Here is a 22892-nt window from a genome sequence, read left to right on the forward strand (position 1 = left end):
TTTAAATTTGTTTATATACTATACAATATCCTTTTTCATTCCAAGTATGAATACTGAGTTCTTGGTCATGAAAATTGAATAATTATTCACCAGGAGGTATAAGGACGACATGAGTCTACCAGATCGAACTTTGAACACAGGGGTGGAAAAGAAACGAAAATGGGAAATGCCGGATACATATGTCATTCTTTTTGCAGTTTTATTGTTAGCGGTGATCTCAACCTATCTTGTTCCATCAGGAGCATTTGAGCGTGAAACTGTGGATGGCGTGGAGCGGGTCATTCCTGGTACATACAGTGAAGTAGATGGAAGCCCGGCAGGATTCATGGATATCTTTTTAGCCTTACAGGAAGGGATGATTCAGTCAGCGGGACTGATCTTCTTAGTGTTATTTGCTGGAGGAGCATTTGAAGTTGTCGAGCGCTCGGGTGCGATAAAAGGTGGGATTTTAAGAGCGGTCAATAAAACCAGAGGAAAGGAGTTCTGGCTGATTTCAGTGGTTTCCATATTATTCGCCATAGGAGGAGCCGTCGGAGTCATCGCGAACGCTGTCATTCCTTTTGTAGCGATTGGTGTGATTATTGCCCGGGCGATGAAGCTGGATGCAATCGTTGCCGTATCGATTACGTTCGGAGCGACATTCGCCGGGTTTAACGTCGGTTTTTTAAATCCTTATACTGTTGGAATCGCTCAGTCAATTGCCGATATTCCATTGTTTTCCGGGATGCTGCTCAGAATCATCGCTTTCGTAGTAATTGTAGGAATCACCATTCATTATACGTGGAGCTATGCGAAAAAGCTGTTGAATGACCCTGCAAAAAGTCTTGTAGGTGTCTTAGATGAAAAGCAGGCGTCTGAAGATGAGTTGAAGGCGCCCTTTACGGTCCGTCATAAGTGGATCCTGGCCTTCGTAGGTGCTGCGCTATTATTCTTCATTTATGCGACGATTGAGTTTAAATGGACGATTAATCATATGGCTGCCTTTTTTATTGTGATCGGGATCGTATCAGGGATTATTGCTGGTATGAACTATAATAAAGTGGCTATGACTTTCCTTGATGGGTGTCAAAAGCTCGTCTATGGCGCGTTGATTATCGGTGTTGCCCGTGCAGTTTTGATTGTCATGGAAAATGCGAAAATCCTGGATACGGCGGTAAATGCCTTGTCGATCCCACTTGAAGGACTGTCCCCTGTCTTCGCTGCACTTGGGATGTTTGTCGCAAATGGAGTTTTGAATTTCCTGGTTCCATCAGGAAGCGGGCAGGCAATGATCGCCATGCCGATTTTATCCCCATTAGCTGATATGGTCGGGATCACCCGTCAAGTTGCTGTTCAGGCTTATCAGTTCGGGGATGGATTCACGAATAGTATCTTTCCTACGTCCGGGCCATTGATGGCGAGCTTAGCCGTAGCGGGAGTGCCTTGGATAAAGTGGGCGAAGTGGATGCTGCCTCTCTTGTTGATCTGGATAGTGATTGCTGTGATCATGTTATCTGTAGGGGTGTTGATTGGCTGGGGACCGGTTTAATACTAAGTGATCTTTCCTGAGTTAGCAGGCGTGAAATAAGTAGATAGGTTCTTAGCTTTGACATGTTTTCAGAAGAAAAAGGAAAGCTCTCCCCTGTCTCCCTGATTTTTCGGAGGATGATCTTCCTCCAGGTTTCATCTCTATTCACTCCCCGTTAGAAATAACTAACGGGGTTATTTGTGTATTCAATTCCATAAAACACATTATCCGGGTCCAAATCTCCCATAATTTCCACAAGTATCCTGCATATTCCCCTTTTGGTCATGGTCTGAGAGAACTTTAGTTAAACAAAGATGGTCTTTCAAGATGTTAAAACCATTCAACTCTTCCGTCTCTTCCTTACCCAAATCATCGCTATAAGCAGGGACACCCCAGCGGCCATCAAAGTGATATTGATATACGGAGGATGATAGATGAATTCTACTCTTTCATCTCCTTCTTGTATCGAGGTGCCGAGCATAGCATAGTTGACCTGTTCCAAGTCGCGTTTCTCTCCATCTACCTTAACCTGCCAACCTTTTTCATAAGGGACAGGAATGGCAAGATAGCCATCCGTATCCGCTGACAGGTCGTCGATGGTGATGCGGTTTCCAGCGATTGCTATATCATGCTTCCGCTGGTTCTCCTGTTTATTTTCTGCTGCGTTTTCAAGTGCCACGTAATCTTCCGTATAAACCTCCACATCTTTTAACGTATAATCTCCTTCCCGCATACGGATGGAAATTTGCTCCTCTTTAGGGATGCGGATGGTGATATCATTTACATTTGTTTTATAAATGGATTCCCTGGATTTCCTAGTGGTCCAGAAATCGTTCACCCTTAGAGCAAATAGTGGCGCCTCTACTTCATTGTTCAATAGATAAAAGGAAACATAGATATCTTCAGCATCCGAATCCAGCACGGAATCTGGAAGAGAGATGTCCAGTCCCCCTTCTTCTTCCGTGATGACAAGCCTTTCATCGGAATAGCTGCCACCGACGCTTTCTATGTTTTTCTTGTCAACCAAGTTTTCTTTATGCGGAACGTCCTTCCTTTTCGTCTCTGCATTTTCTACCACAAGACCCTGCAGCATCGCTTGCTCACGGGTCAGTGGGTGGTGATTTTCCAGTGACTCCTCCCTGTAGATCTGATCGGAAACGCGGACGAATGGGAGAGGATTGGTATTTTCATAAACAATATAGTCTTCACTTTCCCTATAAGGGACAAATCCGTATGGAATATTCGTTTCTTCCCCTTTTTCATACATGACATAGTTGGCCTGCCATAAGCTGTGCAGATTGGCACGATCCCCGAATCCAGAGTATCTGCTGACGCTTTCCCGTTTCATATCAATTTCCAGATCATGATAATAGTAATTCAGCAGATTCCCATTAAGGATACTGGAATAGACACTGGTTCCGGGAAAACCTTGGATGATCGGTGTGTTATATCTACCATTTTCCATCCATGTGACCCGGGGCAGAGGGGTGGAATCGGAATCCAGAACATCATCAATTAATGCCTGCTGTTCTTCTGCCGAATATTTCTCACCCATAATATACTCCTTCGTGCTTTCATGGACACTTCCATCTGCATACAACTTGTCGTATTGATAATAATTCATCACTGCAAGCTGCGATAGGACGATGATGGTGAACAGACCATACATATACACCGTTTTTTTTCCATCCTTGATGAACAGAAATACGAACAACAGTATTATTCCTGCAAAAATGGGGATAGCTGCTGACCATAGGCTGCTGAGTTCTAATGTTGGATCCGTCAACTGAAAAACCGTATACACAGCAACGAGTCCTACACTTGCAACCGTGAGCTGTTTTATCGTCACATCTTTCAATGCGGGCAGTCCAGCAGCAACGGCGCAGCCAATCGTGAACGCTGCCAGATATTCATAACGATGCTGGGGGGCGGATAGGCCATTGAAAAAACTTGCTGCCCATGGGATGAAATGCAGGACGATCAATCCCAGGCTCAATATGGCGAATAATCGGAACTGTGGCTTCCTATACAGCTGTCGAACGCCAAGCATCAGCACAAACACGGCTGGAACGATCAGGTAGTAGCTGTCATAAAGAATGTTGCTCGGAAAAGCAGCAAGCGGGATTTTCTGATCATATGGTGGCCGTGTGTTTTGCAGAAAACTCCAGACTGCAGGCACAAGCCCGACAGAGCCGATACCGAATCCAAGCAGGACGCAAAAACAATAATATTTGAGTTGGACACGTTTCGGCGTTTCTATTGTGCCTAAGGGAAATATCCATCTTGCTGCTATATAGAGGCCGGTGAAAATGCCGCTGATATAGGCGAAATAAAAATTGTCAAAGAAGGAGATAGCTGTCGCTGTAATAAGCCAGCCCGGCTTTTTCTCCCGGATGATTTTTTCCACCCCGAGAATCAAAAGCGGCAGCCACAGGAAAGCATCTCCGAAGAATTCCCAATAAGTGACATGCAAAAAATACATCGCGGAAGTTCCATAAAGGACAGCGCCAATGAAGGATGGGAGCAGCCTTCCGTCGTTCAGGTATCGGAATACATATGTAGTGATGATTAATATGAACATCATCCTCACGGCGCTGCTAAAAACAGTAGCCTGGGCCCAGAACAAGACATCCGGTTCCCTGATGATCGACAGGGATTCCAGAATGAATACCACCATGACTGTCAGGAAGAAAAAGATATTGATACCATAATAATAGGCTAGCTGGCTGAGAGTGCCTCCGCCGAGTCCAAATTCATAAGAATAGAAAAAATTCCCGCTGGTGAACTGGTCGTAGAGCATCTCACGGAAAGGAACCATCTGAGAGAGCCCGTCATTCGGCCCTGTCATATACACTCCTTGTGTCCATTGGTATAGGAAGAAGGCGTGCGCCAGGAGAGCAGTGAGAAGACTGCCGCAGATAAGCAGGATCCATTGTTTCTTTGTCATGATTATTCACGCCTTACCTCTTCAGAATTTTACTAGTAACAAGAAAAGTGATTGGAACAGTGAAAATGACCGCAGCTAATGGAGCGATATTGCCATTCCAATGCAACAGGTCGACAAACAGGTAGATTAAAAGGGAAGAAACCGACATGTTGACCACCTGAGTGAACGGGAACATAAGGAATTTGCCCAAAGTGGGCTTTACCTTATAGGTGAAATAGACATTTAAGAAAAAAGATATGACCATGCTGATGAAAAAAGCAAGGATGTGTGAAAGAAGGTAAAACCAGCCCAGAAAGTTATAAAAAAGAACATAGAATAAATAGTAATTCGCTGTATTCAGTCCGCCTACGACGACGAACCGGGTGAATTCATTGTTCCACTTACTCATAGGTATCCCTTTCTACATTACTCTCCTGCACGAGATAATGCGGACGTTTCTTTGTTTCCATATAGATTCTTCCGACATATTCACCAATCACTCCGAGACTCACCAGCTGTACACCTCCGAGGAATAAGACGGAAGATATGATCGTGAAATAGCCAGGCTCTTCCACTCCTCTGATGAGAGTCATCACGAAGATGAAAGAGATATAAAGGAGGCTGAGTGCCATGATTAACAAACCTGTATACATTACAAAACGAAGCGGCCGCTGGTTGAAGGAGACGATTCCTTCGATTCCATACTCTAGCAGCTGCTTCAGCGACCATTGTGAATGGCCATTTTGCCGCTCGACATTGTCAAAATGGACGGTTTTCTGTTCGAACCCGATCCACGAAAACAGTCCCTTGGAAAACCGGTTGCCCTCACTGAGTGTCAAGATAGCTTCTAACGCCTGTCTTCCCAACAGCCGGAAATCTCCTTCCCCATCATGCAGGTCCACCTGGATAAGGCGATTGACAGTTTTATAGTAAAGCGAAGAGAGGAAAGAGCGGGACTTTGCCTCTCCTACCCGGTTCCGCTTGGCCACTACTTGTTGATAGCCTTCCTCATATCCCTCCAATAAATCAGGAATCAGTGCAGGGGGATGCTGCAAATCAGCATCCATAATAACCACCGCTTCCCCCCTGGCGCTCTCAAGTCCGGCGAAAAGGGCAGCCTCCTTACCGAAATTGCGTGTGAATGACACATATTTCACTTCTGGATATGTATTTGCCAATGTGCGGATATTCTTAAGCGAATCATCACTGCTTCCATCGTTTACAAAAACTACTTCCCACGAATAGGAAAGTCCAGCAAACTCGTTTTGCAGCGCTTCATGTACCAGTTCAATATTCTCCCCCTCATTAAATGCCGGGATGACCACTGAAACCAATAACTTTTCCATACTCTACCTCCGCACGACCGTCGTTACTAATCTGATATAAACATACCCGTGCGGCGCAAAAATGAAACTTAGGGGAAGCTATGGATTTGAAGGCTATCAACCTCTATATTGCATACATAATACAACCCAATTACTAATCCTTGTCCGTTCACCCATACCTTAAAAAGACGGTGTAATTTTATGGTAATATGGACATAAGGTTTTTCGGACCGTGCTGGTTAATAGATTACCATCCGGTTTTATGAGGAGGAAGATATGTGATAGGAAGAATATTTAATTTGAATATGTTATATATCCTTTTGGCAATAATCGCTATTGGTTTCCTGCTGCTCCCGCGAATAATCGAAGGCATCAATCTACAATCCAAAGGGATCAGCTACCTAACAAGTAACATAGAGGACTATTATCATAAAACCTTCCCAGAAGAGGGAAAGTACACCATAAAAATTGATTTGAATGATATAGAAAGTAACGAAGGAAAAGTGCTTTTAGAGGAAAGTGAAAATAAAATTCATGTAACAGAAGTATCGCAATTGGATTCAGGATATGAAATAACTTTCAGATCAAGCGGAAGTTATGACGCGGGTGGCGCGACATTAATTTCTGGTTTGGAGCACGTACGTAATGATAACGGTTTTACTAGTCATTTCAAAGCGGAAGCAGAAGCAGTGTATAAAGGCGAAGCTTATCAATTAACCCCTTCTGGATCTTCCGGTTTGACTTATCGCGATGGGGACCAATTCGGATTTCAGTTATCCCATCCCGACCAAATGAAAAACATTGATTTAAAAGATGACCCTATCATAGAAGTGACAATTACTGATTTACAAGTGAATTTATGGGTGAAGAAGCCAAATAAGTAATTCGAAGGTTGATCTTCTCCAGATAAAAGAACACACCCCTTTTAGTTAAGACTGTGTTCCATAAAATCATGCCTGAAATCCTTTAAGTTCAAATGTGAAATATTAAGAAGTGCTTTGAAGTTCTGGTTCTTCTTCGAAATATCCGGATTTGCTTGGCGTCAGAACTAACTTTATTTGCCAAATGCTTAGAACTAACAATAATGTCGAAGCAGCAATGATGCTGTACCTGACCGGAATGATATCACCTGTAAAACCAATCAATAATATAAAGATGACTTGAAGAAGACTTTGAAAGATTCCGTATATGCTAGAAATCCTCCCCATCATTTTAACAGGCACGTTATTTTGATAAAAAGTCATAAACCCAGTACCAGAAAAGGAGTTGAAAAACCCTAAGACCATAAATCCGAATGCTACTGTCCAGAATGAAAAAGAGAAAGCATAAACCAAATAACCAACCGATACCAGAAAATATCCACTGGACATCATTGCTCTTATAGACAATTTTTCAGCCACGAACGAAACAGTAGCTGCTCCTAAAATAGAGCCCACGCCTGTGAGACTTATGAGTAAGCCGTAGTCTGTCTCAGATAAATTCAATACCTTTTGAGTAAAGACGACCTCTTGTGCATCCATTCCAAGTGCTACAATCATAAAAAATTGAGCTAAGAAGTACACCTTTACAATAAATAGGTTGTTCTGACTGAATTTAAATACTTCTTTCCAATCACTTCTCAATATTTTCAAGCTGAATCTGTCTCCTGTTGCATCAGCATCAGTATTCACGTTTGGCAGGAAATACAACATTATAGCTGAAACTACAAAAGAAAAAGCATTGATCCATATGGATATATGAACAGTGGTAATGAGAAGAAGTGCTCCCGAAATAGCAGGACCGATGAAGAAAGCACTGGAAGTGATCAAACTTCTGAAAGAGTTAAACCGTTTTCGACCATTCTCAGGAACAACGTTAGTTATATAGGTGATCGCTGCTGGTTCAAAGAAGGCTTTTGAAATGGATAGGCAGAATAGACATACATAGATAAGCCATATAGAGCTGAAGAAAGGAATGATCGCAACTAAAATCGCGCGAATGATGTCTGTTCCAATCATTATTCTTCTTATATTCAAACGATCTATCATACTCCCAGACCAAAATTTCGTTAACATTGAAGCTATTGGTCCTATTATCCATAAACCCGCTACTGCAGCAGCGGAACCGGTTAATTTCAATACTAGGATATTGATGGCGACGAGATAAATAAAGTCTCCTAAAGTAGATATGCCCAATCCAAATAGTAATAAATAAGAATTCTTTTTTTGGGAAAAGCTTTGTTTACTAATAGTAACACCCCACTTAAGAATTCTTTCTACAAAGATTGGAAATCACCTGTAAATGTGCATAGTTGTCACAAAACATACATAACTGAAAAAGCTGCTTGCTGTGTTTTCCTCAAGATGACGGACCATAGAAGACAGCAAGAAATACCAGTGCTAAAATAGATAATATGAGAATTTCATTGATAGGCGTACGCTTTCTAATCCAGTATTAGATAAATAGGATACTTTTCGGTAGTAAAATCCGTTATACGAATTTATCTTAAGGAGGCTTGAGGCATGGACCGTAAGGAAATGGATGAACAAGTCATTCACCAATACAAGCAAGATGAACAAAAGATGATTTTAATTTTCGCTCAATGGTGTGTAAACAACGAGTTGGATCCTTTTGAAATATATAAAAAAGCTTATCCAAATCAGTCAAACAATACTGCTTTGGCGGATGCCGCGGAATTAACACTCCCTCCAAATGAAGCCTACCAGATTCCTGTAGAAACTTTATTAGAAGTGTTGTCTTTATTCGGTAATGATGACCTTGCATTTGTAGTCAATGAGGAATGGAGCCGATTGGAACGTAAAAACAAGCAATAGCTGCTATTAATAACAGGCTCCGTCGATTTCCGACCGAGCCTGTTGCAACGGGGAGGTCAGGTGTATGACTTATTCAAAAGACTCTGCCACTGTGATCAGATCACCTTTTGATAGGCCCTCTACTTCCCCCTTCAACTCATAGGTGATCGATCCGTCTGACCAAATCAACCGTTGAGTCCCGCCTTCGTTTCCAGCATATTGACCTGTTTGATTCCCGATAGAAACCTCTTCCGTGTCCAAGTCCTGAGAGGTGATTTCACCATCCTTGACGGTCATCAGTTCCATCGTTTCGTCCTTTTCGGCATGAAAGATGAATGTTAATAAGGTATCCTTCTGCTCCATGATCCCAGGTTCAATTTCTACACCATCAACTTCAAAAGGCATGACAGTCGGATACATAGGCTGATAGGCTTCATCTCCAGTCCGGCTAACCAACATCGAACGATCGTATTCGTATAGTCCTTCTTCTGTTTCCACGGCCGTATCAAAAGCGTTCATCAATGATTGAGTGTCAATATAGTGGATTCGAGTGATTTTGCCCTCTTCGTTCGTGTTCACTCTCCCACTGATCTCCGCTGACTGACCATTACTGACATCGATTTGCATCTCAAAATCATAAGCGTTTTCTGTGTCCTCGCTCTGCTCAATGCTTCTATTGCCAATCTCCATGTTAACTTCATTCCCATACGCCTTCTGATGAAAGCCGCCAAGCAGATTGGTGTTCACCGCCTGATTCATGTACTCTTCGGTAAAGAATGATTCGAAGTGGTCCGTGTAGTAGTCAAAAACCCCTTCATAATCATCCTCTTCATAAAATCGGGTCAGCTTTTCATCAGGTCCAGAAAAAATTTGCTCCAGGACCTTTGTTACATCATCTTCTGTCGTATTCTCACCAGTAGACTGGTTAGATGCGCAACCGGCGGCTATAAGGAGCATAATAACAATAAATAGAGTTTTTTTGATCAATAAGACAACCTCCGTTTTATCTTCTTTATACGTGTACGATTACACACTGGCTTCCGTTTCAAAAGTCGGGAATCGGGAAGCTTGGAACAGGAGACACACTGATTATATTTTTCAAAAAAAAAGCTACCAAAAAACAGTCTAAGCCTTAATATATGCCTTGTTCGCCCTTGACATTTTCCTTTATCACTTTCTCCCCACCCCACAAAACGATTTCGATGACAAGAGCTATTAAAACCACCCATGCCCATAGAGACAGGAAATGCTCATGGAAATCATAGAGATGTTTTTTGTAAGAAGCGTTTTCATGCATTACCATTGTAAAAGCATAAAACATCCCGAACGTGAAATTTCGTGACCACTGGCTGACATTATAGGAAAAGACGCCTTTTCTCCAACCCTTTTGCCGGATTCGCTTGATAGCACGAACGACTTCCAAACCTTCCACCAGACAAAAAATCATCAGAACAAGCATCCAATAATAAAGCAGAATCTCCCCTTGGAACATTTTTGTCGAAACAATGGCAAGCCCCGTAATCGAAAGACCACCATGGATAATGCAATTGGTATTCGTCCAGTCTTCTGTTAAGGACCAGTCTGTTTCAAGATATCGTTTAAAAATAAGAATGAGGCCACCGATATAAAAAAGACCACCCAGGGCAAATGCAGATAGACTGAAAATATCAGGCAAAGAAGGAAACAATTCATTCCATAAGATGACCACTGATTGAGTTGCTACAGCAGACAAAAGTACAACACCATGAGTGGCATGGAAAGCTGGACGAATCCACAATTGCTTGAAATTCATAAAACAAATATAAAGAAACATTACCCACAGCAATGAATTGACAACCGCCAAAGCAGCCACCATAAAATGAAGCAAAGGTAGATACCTTTCCAATACGATACTCAACACAGAAAAACCAGCAATCCACGAACCGAGAACGAAGGAATTGACTGGGTTTTTAAGTAATGAGGTAAGAAAACCTTTTTGGAAGACCTGCCGGAACAATTTTGAATATATGGCAATAGAAAGAAGCAGATAAGCAAAAACAAACCATCTACCTGCTGTTTGATTTAAAAAATGGTTCATCGCCCCTTGTAAAAAAATACCTAACGCCATGACAATCGCACCCGAGGCTGGATTGAATATTTTCCTTTTATGAACATTCATTGTACTTTTCACCTCTTTTAACTCACAAACCACTTGTTCATTGTACGGTTTCCTTCCAATAATTTAAAGAATCGGGTACGCTATAGCAATTCTACTCCTTCATCTATATAAAGTTCTTATTCTTTTCTTATGTAAGTACTTCCTTTTAATAGGAAGCAATCCTCCACGTAGAATTCCTGAATACTGCCCCTGCTTGCAGAAACATGATATTGAAGGTTTATTATTATGCTTATAATGACTATTTCTGCCCAAGCACCACTTTCAAACAAACTAAAATGTTAAAAACCACTCAGAGCATTGACCTCTGAGCGGTTTTATAAAGGTGGGAGGGGAAACTCCCTATTAAATAACATAGCTGTATTTTTTCTCAACATATGGAGACACCATGAGGGAAAGAAGTGCGCCATAGTTCAAATTGAAGGTGACTTCATCACCAACTCTCAAGTTGCTATCTTTAGCATTTATCACTGTATGATCGCTGCTTGAGCCAAGGATTTCAATATCTAATAGAGGAGTTAACCCTGAAACCATCACGTCCTGATTTCCCACACCCACTATCACACGATTCATGAGGCCACGGTCTTGAAATTGCGGAACCTCCCCAAAAGCATTCTGCCCTATTTCTCCATAAGGCATCGAAGGTTTTACTTTTGACTCGATAACCTCTGAAATGAATGTAAATGCGTCCGTATACAATTCTGGTATCACCAATCGATTCAACGTTTCCCGTCCCAAATAAATCGATTCTCTCCCAACATCTGCAGCCCCCATAAACCACTCGTAATTGGCTGAATTCCCACCTGATACGAATGAAAGTGGCAAGGTGTATTTCGTTTCAATCATGGAAGCGAGCAAGGATAAATCATCCATTTTCCGGTTGTCTGGTTTGACCCCACCGAAACAGGCAAAATTCACGCCTATTCCCACGATTTCAATCCCCTTCAATGTCAAAACTTCTTGAATAAAACAATCAAGATCTTCGGGCATAATCCCTTCTCTTAAATCACCCATCTCGATCATAACAATAATGTTCTGCACAATATTACTTACCAGTGCTGCCTCAGATAATTTCGTAACGACAGCAAGTTCAGTATTGATGCTTATGTCAGCATATTCAATGACCATGTCAACTTCGCTTAAAGAGGGTGATCTCAGATACACCAAATCCGCCTTGATACCAGCATCCCGCATCCTTTTAAGGTTGAGGAGCTTTGAATCAGCTAGCATTGGTATCCCCTGTTCTAACAGGACTTTAGCAATTTCAGGTGCTCCGCAAACCGTTTTCGTCACTCCCATTAATCCAATATTTTTAGCTCCATATATTCCGACTAACGTTGACGCATTATGAGCGATTTTTGCCAGGTTAATTTCAATGCGCGGAGTAAGTGATCTGGTCAATGAGTGGTGACACTTTGTTTGCTTTTTAAGGTTGGATAAGCTTCAAAGACGCTTGAGACTAATTTATCACATCCGAATTTAAGAGCATCCGTTGTTGGGAGATTCAGGTCAGCTTCATATTCCGAAATTGTACGATCCAACTCTTCATCAGACATATTTTCGTGATTTATTGTGACAGCAATGACTTTTGATTTCGCAAAGTTTTCGATTAAATCAATCTCACTTTTGACTGTTGGCATTTTCATATAGCTGAAATCACCAAGGTGCTCCCGTTTCGGGGCATGCTGCACAATAACGGCACCAGGTCTTGAACCTCTTATAATTCCACATGAACTGATGTATGCTGGATACTCAATGCCCCTTGTCCTTCAACAATGATGATATCCGGCTTTTCATTTGTCCATGCTTTCATAATTTGGTTCTCGATTTCACCTGTCATGAACTGAGAAGGAATCGCATCAATCGCGACACCGTATTTTGCCCCCTGGATTAAACCGGTCTGGCCAGTAGCAATAAAGGCGACGTTTAGTCCCTGCTTGATCAAGGCATCTTCAAGCAACACAGAAGTCGTTCGTTTTCCGATGGCGCTATCCGTGCCTAGTACCGCTATGACTGGCGTATCAATTGATAGGATTCTTCCTGAAAAAAGATGCATGTCTTTCTTTTCCGGAGGCTTCCTAACATCGTTTATCCTGACATTGCATTTCTTTGAATGCTCTACAAATTCCTGATCATTTGTAAAAAATTCATGAAGTGGATTTACGATATTCATCCCCTGTTCCATTGCATAAAACAGAAGATTTCGTTCCGTTTTTTTCAAAAATGCCTCTGAAGGCGCTATTCCATATATAAAGTGGTCAGGAACTTTCCCCAACATCTCCAAAGCATGGTGAAGATCCTTGAAGATAGGAATACCATTTTCCTTTCCAAATAGAAATTCACCGGCATCCTTCCCTGCCTTTGTACTATCAATAACTCCCACGATATCGAAGTTTCTTGAACTTCTTACGAGCCCATTGGCTGTCTTTCCATCCATTGTTCCAAATTTATCTTCACAATACACGATTGCACATTCTTTCATAAGGCTATTCCTCCCAAATCTATTTTTACTACAGTCATTCCGCGTAAAAGAGATTCTACATTTCGGCCAAGAAACCCTCGCCATATAGAATAGCCAGTAAGTGAATTTTCTGAAAAATAGCAACATTCACACGCATATATAATTATAGCACACAAACCAGGAAATTTTTGTTATTTATATTTTAATGTTGTTTTTATCCAAAAAGAAAACCGCCCTTGGCAAAGGCGGTAAATTTAAATATCATTCTTTTTTATTTTAACGATTTCCGAAGAATTGTTCCTTATTCTTTCTCCAGTACAACAAGTGAAGATACCATTGGCACCAACCCGACTGGACTCTGAGATACAACCTTCCATCCCTCTTCAAGAAGTTGGTTCAACTCACTTACGTTGTTCTTTTTATCGGATTGATAATGAACAGTGATTGCCTTTTGCATAATACACCTCCTGAACCCAATAGGTTATACGTAATACTCCATTATCTTTCCATGATCATGGGAGGAAAAATAAATAAGTTTACACAATTATGATAACCAAAGCTTATCACAAGATAAATCTCATGGCGATCTACAGTAATAATAATGATATATCGAGAATGAATATTCAGGTAATAGATAAAAGTCTCAACTATATATACATTACTATTTCCACCTAGTTTATAGCTATAACACAAACACAATCCACGGGTTTCATTTTCTTAAAATGTATCTGGTTTTCTGAATAACCTGCTTCTTTTAAGCAATCAATGATTTTTTCACCGAACTTTTTTGTGGTTTCGTTGGTGGCACCTTTCGCTCTCGGGTGGATTGTAATCGCTATTTTCCCATTAGGTTTTAAACGCTCACGTAAATTCATGAGTGTGTTAATGGGGTTTTCCCAAAACATGAAGTTATTAACACTTAGTATGTAATCAAACTTTTCTTCAAAAGGTAACATGTCAGAAACATTAACAAACCTTAAATCCACAATGCCTTTGTCAATAGCCTCCTTATTTCTTTTACTCGCTGCTTTTATCATTACTTCAGAAATCTCAATCCCTGCAATGTAACCCTCTGTTACCTTTTGCGACAATGCTTCGATAGCTATCCCAGGACCAAAACCTACTTCTAATACCCTGGCCGAGTCAGTAGGATTTAACAACGATACCGTCCAATCACTTTTTTCTGGTTCCTTAGCCATTAAATATCCTGCAACTCTACCAAAAAAACCTTCAGGCTTCTTAAACTGTTTGAGAAATTTCTTTAATACTCCCATGCTTGTAAGAACACCCTTTCATAAAGTGTTGCTCTTTGCCGTCACTTCACCTATGTGAGATAGGCTTAGCTATAAGAAAAATCTAATTCGAGCTATCGGGTAACCCTCCAATAATAGATCTCTAAATCCAACCAATCCATGCGGTTAAGTCCACTCTCTTCCATGCTCATTTATGAATTTTATTTCGTTTTCATAATGCTCAAGATGTCCATCGTCTATCATTTTTTGAAAAGCAATGTCTCCTTCATTGGCCTTTCTCTTCATGTATTTACATAAACCTTCTAATCGCAACAAAACCATCTCTAAAAACCCTTTTCCATCCCTCCAATACCGTAGTAATCAAAAAACAATTTAACTCTTCTTTGTACTCGTTCAGCATCATGTAAAGGATTATAATAGACGGCCTCACCTGTTTCGGTATGATAAAGTCTACTTAAAGGAACGCATGTATATAGGGTGTAAGCTATGTCCCAAAGCCTTGGACCAGGAGCAGCAACATCAAAATCAATTATACCTACTGGCTGTTTATGATTAAAAATAATATTGTATATGGCAAAATCATTATGACATAAAACCTCAATGTTATCAGGGGTATTGTCAATTGGTGGCCACTCATTTAATGACGGAAAATCACTAACTGCATCATGATAAAGACGAAGCATATGTGCTATTTCTTTTAAAACATCATTAGACCACATATATCTTTTCAAAGGATAATTACCTGTTTCCCCTTCTATAAAGGATAATATCTCTCTATTTCTTTCATCAACACCTAAAAACTTGGGAGCATGATCAAAACCTTTACTTTCCAAATGCTGCAACAATTTATGAATTTTAAAACTATCAGGCTTTAATTCTCGTCGAACCGTATCTTCCGCACGATATACGTTTGATACATTCCCTCCTGTCAGCTTTTCTTCGTTTATGTTGTTTGGCATTTATAACTCCACCCCTTGTTAACACGCTTAAACTAATCTTTATTATTCGAACTATCCTTCCACGTTAATGAAAAAGCAATTTTCCATATTGAACAATTGCTCTCGTTCTCATAACATAAAACTTGATTACAAGAAAAATCTGATAAACCTATATTAATTATCCAATGAACATGTATTATTGAGGTAACATAACTTTAGTAAATTCACTTAAGAATTTTTCATAATTAAGATTAATGGCGATCCTTGTTTTTCCTTTTTTACTTGTTGGTCGAAGATCGATATAAGATTGTCCCCTGGCTTCAAATCCCTCAACTACGTTCGCATCATAATAAATGTAGTCCACTACTTTAGGATTCTTAACAACGATGAGGGTCAGTAAATCATGCATAGGGGCACCGACAATCCCCGGCAAAGTCTTTTGATAAAACTTATAGTAATACTCAAAAATAGGCGCCATCATGAAAGAATAGATGTTTTTCTTGTTTCTAGATATTTCATCTGCAAGATTAGAAGTGATTATAGCGAATTGAGTGACATTTAATGGAGTTATCGTTAGGTTATGCGCAAACTTAAGAACATAATTAGATGAAGTTGGATCTCCATAAAAATTTGCTTCTGCCAGAGCCGTTACATTTCCTGGGACGAAGAATGCTCCACCCATGACGTAAAAAGATTGCACCAATTCTATATGATCCGGGAATAAGATAAATACAGTTGCCAAGGTAGTTGACCGTCCCGTGTCTACGATAATTAACTCATTCCTATACCTCTCAATAATGAAACGAATCGTATCAAAAGTGTAAGTCTGATACTCCATATTTCCCGGAGGCCTTATAGGACCAATCCCTTCCTTACCATGGATTTCTGGATAAAAAGCCACTTCCTCCTGTTGAACAGGACTCGAAGCTCCAGGGATAATCGGAATATCTTTTCTTCCTGCCAATTCTACTAAATATGCAGCGTTTGCTGTTGCTTGTTGTTTAGTAACGTTCCCATAACTTGTGACGATACCTACAAGTTCTATCTCGGGATCCATCAATGCGTACATAATTGCTAAAGAATCATCAATTCCAGGATCGCAGAACAAGAGAATTTTCTTCACCATAGGTATCCCCTTCCTTTTATAACTATATATTCCAACACTCCATTATCCATACTTGATTTAGTTTCAGGAGACTAAAATATACGGGGCTCCGTTGGAAATTGACTCATTTTTTCAGATTCATTTAGCATTTAATCACTTTTATAAAGGAAATAATGGAATTCAAGAAACAATATCTATTACTATGTAACACCCTTCCATCCATTCTTCAATAACGTTTCTCAGTTTAACTAGCTCTATCTGGTTTACACTTTTTCATTTCCGCATGTATTCCAATTGCAAGGATAAAAAGCATCGTATGTAAAGTCAAAATAATACCGTTCCATTCCCCTCTAAATATTGTAACGTTAATTAGTGTAGAGAATTGCATAATAATTATAATAGATACTAGTAAAGAACTAGTCTTCACTTACATTTCTCCTCTCTATACAAATTTCAATTTCATGCACTGTAATTAATATGACGAACTTGCAGAATTTAAAGTATTCTGATCCGTCAGTTTAATGCTAAACGCTTTCCATATTTCCCCTTCGTTTATGTAATGGGCGAGTTCTCTAATACTCTATTGAGCAAGACTTTGATTGGACAAATATTTATTGTTAAAGATTCACCTTCATTTCCAGAAGACTAGACTTCAGGAAAATAATATAGTAAATACTATAATTATATATGGATATTTTAAGATAGCTATATAACGAAGGAAGTTATATTGCGTCTAAAAAATCCTTTCAGTTAATAATATTAGGAAATACTAACCAAAAAGGTATATTTATAACTAGCGGAAATGCCAAATAAAATAATGTGTCAACGTCTTTCCTTGTGCTCTTATCTAGAAATAATAAAATACAAATTGTAAATATAGGATATAAAAGAAAGCCAATAATCAAAGAAGCATTAAGAATATCCTTAGGACTGTGGCCAAGGAAACTAAACAAAGGATAAAAGCCTATTTCTGATAGGGAAAAGATTCCTATTGCCCACCAGAACCATGCAGGTTGCTTCCATTCTTTCATAAATTACTTCCCTCCAAAATAAAGTCATATATAAACATGGAATAGAAGACAAGGCGACTTTCCTTATTGGAAAATCGCCTCCGTTTACTGAAACCTCAAAATCAAAACATAAAAATGACCACTTAAAGTATTACAGGTAAAACATTCGTCACCAAACTTATTTCCCCTTTATCACCTAACTATACGTTGTATAAAGCATTAAGTTTCATTTCTTAATTACTGAACTAAACAGCTTAATCAGTTATAAATCTAAAGTGCCTGATATATCTTGTTCTTATGTAATAAAGGGCGAGTTCTCTATTGAGTACTCGCCCCGATTGTTTAAGATTCGAAATCAATATAAATAAAACTAAATCATTAAATTATCTGGTATTTTGAATGATTTTTATTTACTGATCTTTGGCCAGTTCATATTCAAGATACAATCTAAATCATTTACTTGTTTGTAACTTGAAAAATTGAACACCCTCTTTTTAAATTCGTAATGAAAATAAGCTGGTCCTTCCTAATTGAATATTATTGGAAAAGTAAATATAACAAAAGCTGCCCAAAGTCCGTAGACCGGTAAATACTTGGTAACGGCATCTTGGATGGCTGATAGTTCGGATTTGTTTTGTAAAAAACGCATATAGGAGAACATTATCCAAATTAGATTCACCCATATAAGTATGTTTATTCCTAAAACTGCAAATCTATTTGGAGTAATTCCAAAAGAAGAAAGTCTGAACACGATGGCTGACAAAGCCACACTGTCGATGATGAGCGCAAGGACGATCAAGGCAACATTGATATAGTCTGAAATGTTCTTTTTCTTGTCTGAATCTCTTTCAGTTATGGAAAATATGGTGACAACCAATACACCAAGGAGAATTCCGTTGAAAGCTATCAGGAAATTGCGGTCCAGGAACGGGTTATTCCCCACCCATATTACCGTTACAAGATAGACTAGCAATGTAATAAGGACAAGAGGGCTGAAAATTTTCGCTAAATATGGTGTGATATTCTTAGCCAGTTTAAGATTCATTGATACCACTAGATACGCAGCCACAATTGCGAGAGCGGCAGCACCAAATAAAACAATATTACTAAAATAGAAATCTTCTATATTCAGTCCGACAAAGCTGAATAACCGCATGGTTAATGCTGCTAGCAACATTCCGCTGACTGCCATACTAGCGTAGAGAATACCATATTCCAAATTAAATTTAATATAGGATATTCTTCTACTGCCTTTTGAATAGCCGTCTCCTGTAAAGGCAAGCCCTACCAATATCCATAAGAAAATGGGAAGGTGTAAATATGCAAGGATTATACTGTCTGAATAGTTTAGTGGGAGCAGATTAAGATAAACCACAGAAATGATGAGCAAAGCTGTAAGGGAATAAATAATACTTCTTTTCGGTGTATTACTATAAACAAAGTAGGCTACGATAAAGGGAATTATACCAAAAGCCAGGTTAACCGGAGCAATTGCTTCCTGTTCGACAAAATGGAAAATGATTCTGGTGCTTATCCCGGCAAGAATAGCTAAAAGACCCATGAATAAGAAACTCTGTTGAAACAAGGAAGGTTTATTTGTCTTCGCTGTCTCCTCAAAATGCAACCTTTCGTACCAGACACCAAGAACCTGAGAATCAGGATGTTGTTCCCATGCGTATGAGAATGATGTTTTAAATGTTTTGGGGTCTTTCCGATACATTCTCTCCAACTCATGTGGATCAGCAATATTATTAAGAACCGAATTGTTCATATCCATCGTCATACCTCCTCAATAATTATTAGGTGAAGCTTCGATGTATTCATTATAAATAAATATTTATCGCTTTACAATAAATTTTTATTCTGAAATCAATTTTCGTGTGAAGCAATAAAAAGAATTTCTCATTCAAAGAAATGCTCTATAAACTTTTAACTTGTCCAATCATCTTGCCCCGTTCAGCAAGCAAAACTTTCCAAAGTAGAATTTATTTGCTAAATAGTTTTGGTTTCCTACGCATTGAATAATGACTGTTTTTATTAATCCTCATCACGGCTTCTTTACTACAAAAAAAGAGCTATTCTCCTTCTTGAAGAATAGCCCCATTGGTTTACCAATTATAATTCTCATTATCGGTCTAACAGCGTAATATTTTTTAGGTAGTTTTAGTTACCATTAAATTCCAAACAATCACTTAGATTGCCAAACTTCTTACTGAATCCATAACCTACTAGTAGCATAAGTGTTTGTTGTCCGTCTTTATTAATTTTCTCATAAAGATTGTCAAGGTCTTCTTCAGTATTCCAAGGAACAAAGATTAAGAAAAGAAGGTGTGAAGGAAAACTGATGTTTACATTACAGTATTTATATAATGGCTAAAAATGCAGAAACCCCCTCAAGTTAAGGTTTTCAGTATTAGGTTAAGAATATAATGTACGCTTGGCTTACATTATAGGAAGGACCGTGCTTTTTAATCCCCGTGTGAATGATAGTACTTTTCCTTATAATTTTTATATGCTATTAATGAAGAAATAGTAAAAATTTCGATAGCAATTATCCACCAAAAAACAGGTTGTATGTGGTCAATCGCGGCGCCACCAACCCCTCCATTAGCAAACTTATATAGCCATACATATTCACTCCAAATAAAAATTGCGATTAATTGAGTGGACACCGCTAAAACAGATAGTATGATGTATTTTAGCACTTTCCTAACTCCTCTCTTTTTCTTTAACATGGTTCACTGCTTTATATTAAGCCTGTACTAGCTCAACAACGATTTATCTTTCAAAGCCATCTTTAGATATGGAATATGTTTGTCATTTACAATTACTCTATTTATTTCTCAATTGTCAGAGTGCTTTTCGCTGATAAATAACATGGGAGATGCTCCATGAAATCACATAGACGATCACCCCACTAAGCACTGCTCCTGTATATAAAAACTGTACTGATAAATTTGCTAGAAAATCCGTTAGAGGAGTAAAATGGGTTCCCAAATATAAAAGAATGGAAGGTCCGATACCTGCCAATACAAGAAAAGATACAAGAACGATTGTGAATATATAACCTTGTTTAAAGATATAGAACAATGGAAAGGTGAACGCAGAAAAGGTTAAGAACAGACCGCTTCCGATCGCAATATCCCTTATGGTAAACGGTTTATCCATTAAGAATAAAGCCAGACTTGATAGTGCAATGGCCAGGATCATGTATATGACAGCACCCAGATAGCGTGAAGAAATAATTTCCTTTCGTGTATAAGGCAAGGAGTTCAATAATAAGTTTGTCTCCGCTTTTTCATCATAAGCATAAGCATTAAAGGGGATGAAAATACTTGCAACGAGAAATGTCAAAACTGGGTGTGAATTTGTGAAAATAAAGAATAAAATAAAAGGAATGAAGAACAGCAACTGTCTCTTTTGTAAAATAACATCACGTCTAATCAAATTAAACATTCTGCTTCTTTCCTTTCAAATAATACATAATTTCTTCGAGAGAAGCCCGCTCGAGGACAACTGCATCTCCGAAAGTATATTCCACCGTCTTCACATTGTCCGTTAAAGCGTGAAACCCTGTTGATGCACGGTGAACTTGCACAAAGCATTGTTCCGTGTCCCGATCAAGAAGGTCCAATCCCCCTTTTACTACCGCATAATGTTCAGAAATATCCTGGATGGACTTACTAAATACTAATTCCCCGCTCTGGATAAATGCTATGTAATCTGCGATACGATCAAGATCAGTCGTAATATGGGTTGAGAAGAAAATAGTTCTTTTACCATCGATCATGACCTCCTGCAAAAGGCTCAACAGCTCCCGTCTAAAATTGGGATCTAATCCAGATGTCGGTTCATCCATAATGATTAACTCTGCATGATGAGATAAAGTGATCGCCAAGGATGCTTTCATCTGCATTCCTTTTGAGAAAGTTTTTATTGCTTTGTTAAGAGGTAAGTCAAACTGTTCGACATACTTGTAAAATAAAGGATCATCCCACTGTTTGTACGCAGGGCCTACTATTCGCCTTATATCTTTTAGGTTCAACCCTTCAAAGAACACATTTCCATCGTACACAAACCCAATGCGTTCCTTTATCTCCTTCTCATGTGTCTTGAAATCCAACCCAAACACCTTAACGTCCCCACTATCTGGCTTTAACAAATTCATCATCATTTTTATCGTTGTCGATTTGCCTGCCCCATTTTCTCCAATGAAACCAGTGATAAAGCCTTGCTTCACTTGTAGATCAATGCTTTCTACAGAAAATTCCTTGAATTTCTTCGTTGCATTTCTTAATTCAATCACATTCTTCATGTATTCACTCCTCATATAAGGTCTTTAATAATTGTTGTAGTTCATCAAGTGTGATTCCCATGTCCCGGGCGTTGGCTATGACTGCATTTAACTGACCTTCCATAGCTTTAAGCTTCCTCTCTCTAATGACCTCTAAATTCTGCTCGGCGACGAACGATCCCTTGCCGACGATGGAATAGATAAAGCCCTCCTTTTCAAGCTCTTCATAGGCACGTTTGGTCGTGATCACACTGATTTGTAAATCTTTGGCTAACTGGCGAATGGACGGTAGAGCCGCCCCCTCATACAGGTCATCTGCTAAAATAGAAGATTTAACTTGTTTCGTAATTTGTTCATATATCGGCTCCTTCGATTTATTGGAGATAATGATCTGCATGCTAATCCCTCTTTTTTTGTATCCTGGCTTTGCAGGATATAATGTATATATACTATATATACTATATATACATTATATACACAGATCAAGTCCCTCGACAACCACTAATTGGATAATTTTACATAAAAAACAACGAGATCATTCTCTTTTTTGTAAATGTTACACAAACAAGAGAAATGTCCCGATGTATGCCTAGGAAGTTACTCTCAAGACAATTTACGTGCTTATGTAAAGTATTTGCCCAGTGTTCAATTAAACACTGGGCAAATACTTCAAGTTTCGATATCAAGTAATCTCAGGTAAATCTCCAACTAATCCACCCTATAGTAATTGAATAAGTTTACCCTACTTTATAAAAGGACTCCACAGCCGTAAAAAGCATAATATAATTGCCCCTATTCCTATTTTGGCGCCCCTTGATGAGTTCAACTGCCGTTAGCATAATAAATACAATAACTACAAATATGCATCCCGGTAAAATAGGTCATTTAATCACCCTTTTTAAAAAAAGACACGTAGCGTTTACGTGTCTTTTTTCTCCTGCCAGAACAGGTCATCCAGCGACTTATCAAGCACCCAGCAAATCGATAAGCAAAGCTGGAGTGATGGGTTGTATTTCCCTAGCTCAATCAGCCCGATCGTCTGCCTGGAGACACCGACTGTCTTGGCCAATTCCTGTTGGGATAAATCATGTTCGGCGCGAGCCATTTTAAGTTTTTTATTCTTCAT

Annotated in this window: 20 protein-coding genes and 2 pseudogenes; 3 read left to right on the forward strand and 19 right to left on the reverse strand. The window is 39.2% G+C overall.

The window, feature by feature from the left end; genetic code table 11:
- Positions 1-109 precede the first annotated feature (109 nt).
- Positions 110-1528 carry a YfcC family protein gene (locus tag HLI_RS03090; RefSeq protein ID WP_128523036.1) on the forward strand — a complete coding sequence of 473 codons (1419 nt, stop codon included), beginning with the start codon at positions 110-112 and terminating at the stop codon, positions 1526-1528.
- 319 nt (positions 1529-1847) lie between these two features.
- Here HLI_RS03090 and HLI_RS03095 read toward each other — a convergent pair whose 3' ends face one another.
- The 3 genes from HLI_RS03095 to HLI_RS03105 are packed head-to-tail and all read right to left on the reverse strand — an operon-like array spanning position 1848 to position 5779.
- Complete coding sequence (locus HLI_RS03095; RefSeq protein ID WP_164908462.1) at positions 1848-4454, reverse strand: YfhO family protein; 2607 nt, start codon at positions 4452-4454, stop codon at positions 1848-1850.
- 13 nt (positions 4455-4467) lie between these two features.
- Positions 4468-4842 carry a GtrA family protein gene (locus tag HLI_RS03100; RefSeq protein WP_128523038.1) on the reverse strand — a complete coding sequence of 125 codons (375 nt, stop codon included), beginning with the start codon at positions 4840-4842 and terminating at the stop codon, positions 4468-4470.
- A complete protein-coding gene (locus tag HLI_RS03105) occupies positions 4835-5779 on the reverse strand; it encodes a glycosyltransferase family 2 protein (RefSeq protein WP_128523039.1) in 945 nt (314 codons plus the stop codon). The genes HLI_RS03100 and HLI_RS03105 overlap by 8 nt, the downstream gene beginning before the upstream one ends.
- Positions 5780-6036: 257 nt before the next feature.
- On the opposite strand from HLI_RS03105, the gene HLI_RS03110 reads away from it, so the two are divergent.
- Positions 6037-6642, forward strand: a complete 606-nt coding sequence (locus HLI_RS03110) for a hypothetical protein (RefSeq protein WP_128523040.1) — start codon at positions 6037-6039, stop codon at positions 6640-6642.
- Between the two features lie 102 nt (positions 6643-6744).
- On the opposite strand, the gene HLI_RS03115 is transcribed toward HLI_RS03110, so the two are convergent.
- Positions 6745-7932 (reverse strand): MFS transporter, encoded by a 1188-nt coding sequence (locus HLI_RS03115; protein ID WP_241655926.1) that lies wholly within the window; start codon positions 7930-7932, stop codon positions 6745-6747.
- Positions 7933-8259: 327 nt separating this feature from the next.
- Here HLI_RS03115 and HLI_RS03120 point away from each other — a divergent pair, with 327 nt between their 5' ends.
- Entirely contained in the window at positions 8260-8571 is a 312-nt protein-coding gene (locus tag HLI_RS03120) for a hypothetical protein (protein ID WP_128523042.1), read from the forward strand.
- Positions 8572-8640: 69 nt separating this feature from the next.
- On the opposite strand, the gene HLI_RS03125 is transcribed toward HLI_RS03120, so the two are convergent.
- The 15 genes and pseudogenes from HLI_RS03125 to HLI_RS03195 form a co-directional block, all read right to left on the reverse strand.
- The gene (locus HLI_RS03125) at positions 8641-9537 is read right to left on the reverse strand and encodes a DUF4367 domain-containing protein (protein ID WP_128523043.1); all 897 of its coding nucleotides are present in this window, start codon (positions 9535-9537) and stop codon (positions 8641-8643) included.
- Between the two features lie 145 nt (positions 9538-9682).
- Entirely contained in the window at positions 9683-10708 is a 1026-nt protein-coding gene (locus HLI_RS03130) for a TDT family transporter (RefSeq protein WP_128523044.1), read from the reverse strand.
- A gap of 342 nt (positions 10709-11050) precedes the next feature.
- Positions 11051-12106, reverse strand: a complete 1056-nt coding sequence (locus tag HLI_RS03135; RefSeq protein WP_128523045.1) for an alanine/ornithine racemase family PLP-dependent enzyme — start codon at positions 12104-12106, stop codon at positions 11051-11053.
- A pseudogene (locus HLI_RS22250) lies at positions 12103-13313 on the reverse strand (DUF1611 domain-containing protein). The gene HLI_RS03135 and the pseudogene HLI_RS22250 overlap by 4 nt, the downstream one beginning before the upstream one ends.
- 154 nt (positions 13314-13467) lie before the next feature.
- Positions 13468-13623, reverse strand: coding sequence for a hypothetical protein (locus HLI_RS21430; protein WP_164908463.1), 156 nt, complete (start codon positions 13621-13623; stop codon positions 13468-13470).
- Positions 13624-13837: 214 nt separating this feature from the next.
- The gene (locus tag HLI_RS03145; protein WP_128523046.1) at positions 13838-14440 is read right to left on the reverse strand and encodes a class I SAM-dependent methyltransferase; all 603 of its coding nucleotides are present in this window, start codon (positions 14438-14440) and stop codon (positions 13838-13840) included.
- Positions 14441-14584: 144 nt separating this feature from the next.
- Positions 14585-15378: pseudogene (locus tag HLI_RS03150) on the reverse strand (phosphotransferase).
- 175 nt (positions 15379-15553) lie between these two features.
- Positions 15554-16483: a nucleoside hydrolase gene (locus HLI_RS03155; RefSeq protein WP_206659634.1), complete on the reverse strand. Its 930-nt coding sequence runs from the start codon at positions 16481-16483 to the stop codon at positions 15554-15556.
- Between the two features lie 725 nt (positions 16484-17208).
- On the reverse strand, positions 17209-17493 hold the full coding sequence (locus tag HLI_RS03160) for a hypothetical protein (protein WP_128523047.1): 285 nt from the start codon (positions 17491-17493) through the stop codon (positions 17209-17211).
- Between the two features lie 505 nt (positions 17494-17998).
- Complete coding sequence (locus tag HLI_RS03165; protein WP_128523048.1) at positions 17999-19249, reverse strand: DUF4153 domain-containing protein; 1251 nt, start codon at positions 19247-19249, stop codon at positions 17999-18001.
- Positions 19250-19940: 691 nt separating this feature from the next.
- Positions 19941-20177: a hypothetical protein gene (locus HLI_RS03175; RefSeq protein ID WP_128523049.1), complete on the reverse strand. Its 237-nt coding sequence runs from the start codon at positions 20175-20177 to the stop codon at positions 19941-19943.
- 145 nt (positions 20178-20322) lie between these two features.
- Positions 20323-20928, reverse strand: a complete 606-nt coding sequence (locus HLI_RS03180; RefSeq protein WP_128523050.1) for an ABC-2 transporter permease — start codon at positions 20926-20928, stop codon at positions 20323-20325.
- Positions 20921-21787 (reverse strand): ABC transporter ATP-binding protein, encoded by an 867-nt coding sequence (locus HLI_RS03185; RefSeq protein WP_128523051.1) that lies wholly within the window; start codon positions 21785-21787, stop codon positions 20921-20923. Before HLI_RS03185 ends, HLI_RS03180 begins: the two co-directional genes overlap by 8 nt.
- A 4-nt stretch (positions 21788-21791) precedes the next feature.
- Complete coding sequence (locus HLI_RS03190) at positions 21792-22163, reverse strand: GntR family transcriptional regulator (RefSeq protein ID WP_128523052.1); 372 nt, start codon at positions 22161-22163, stop codon at positions 21792-21794.
- Positions 22164-22685: 522 nt separating this feature from the next.
- Positions 22686-22892, reverse strand: a complete 207-nt coding sequence (locus tag HLI_RS03195; RefSeq protein ID WP_128526800.1) for a helix-turn-helix transcriptional regulator — start codon at positions 22890-22892, stop codon at positions 22686-22688.

The organism is Halobacillus litoralis, from assembly GCF_004101865.1.
Lineage (GTDB): Bacteria > Bacillota > Bacilli > Bacillales > Halobacillaceae > Halobacillus > Halobacillus litoralis_A.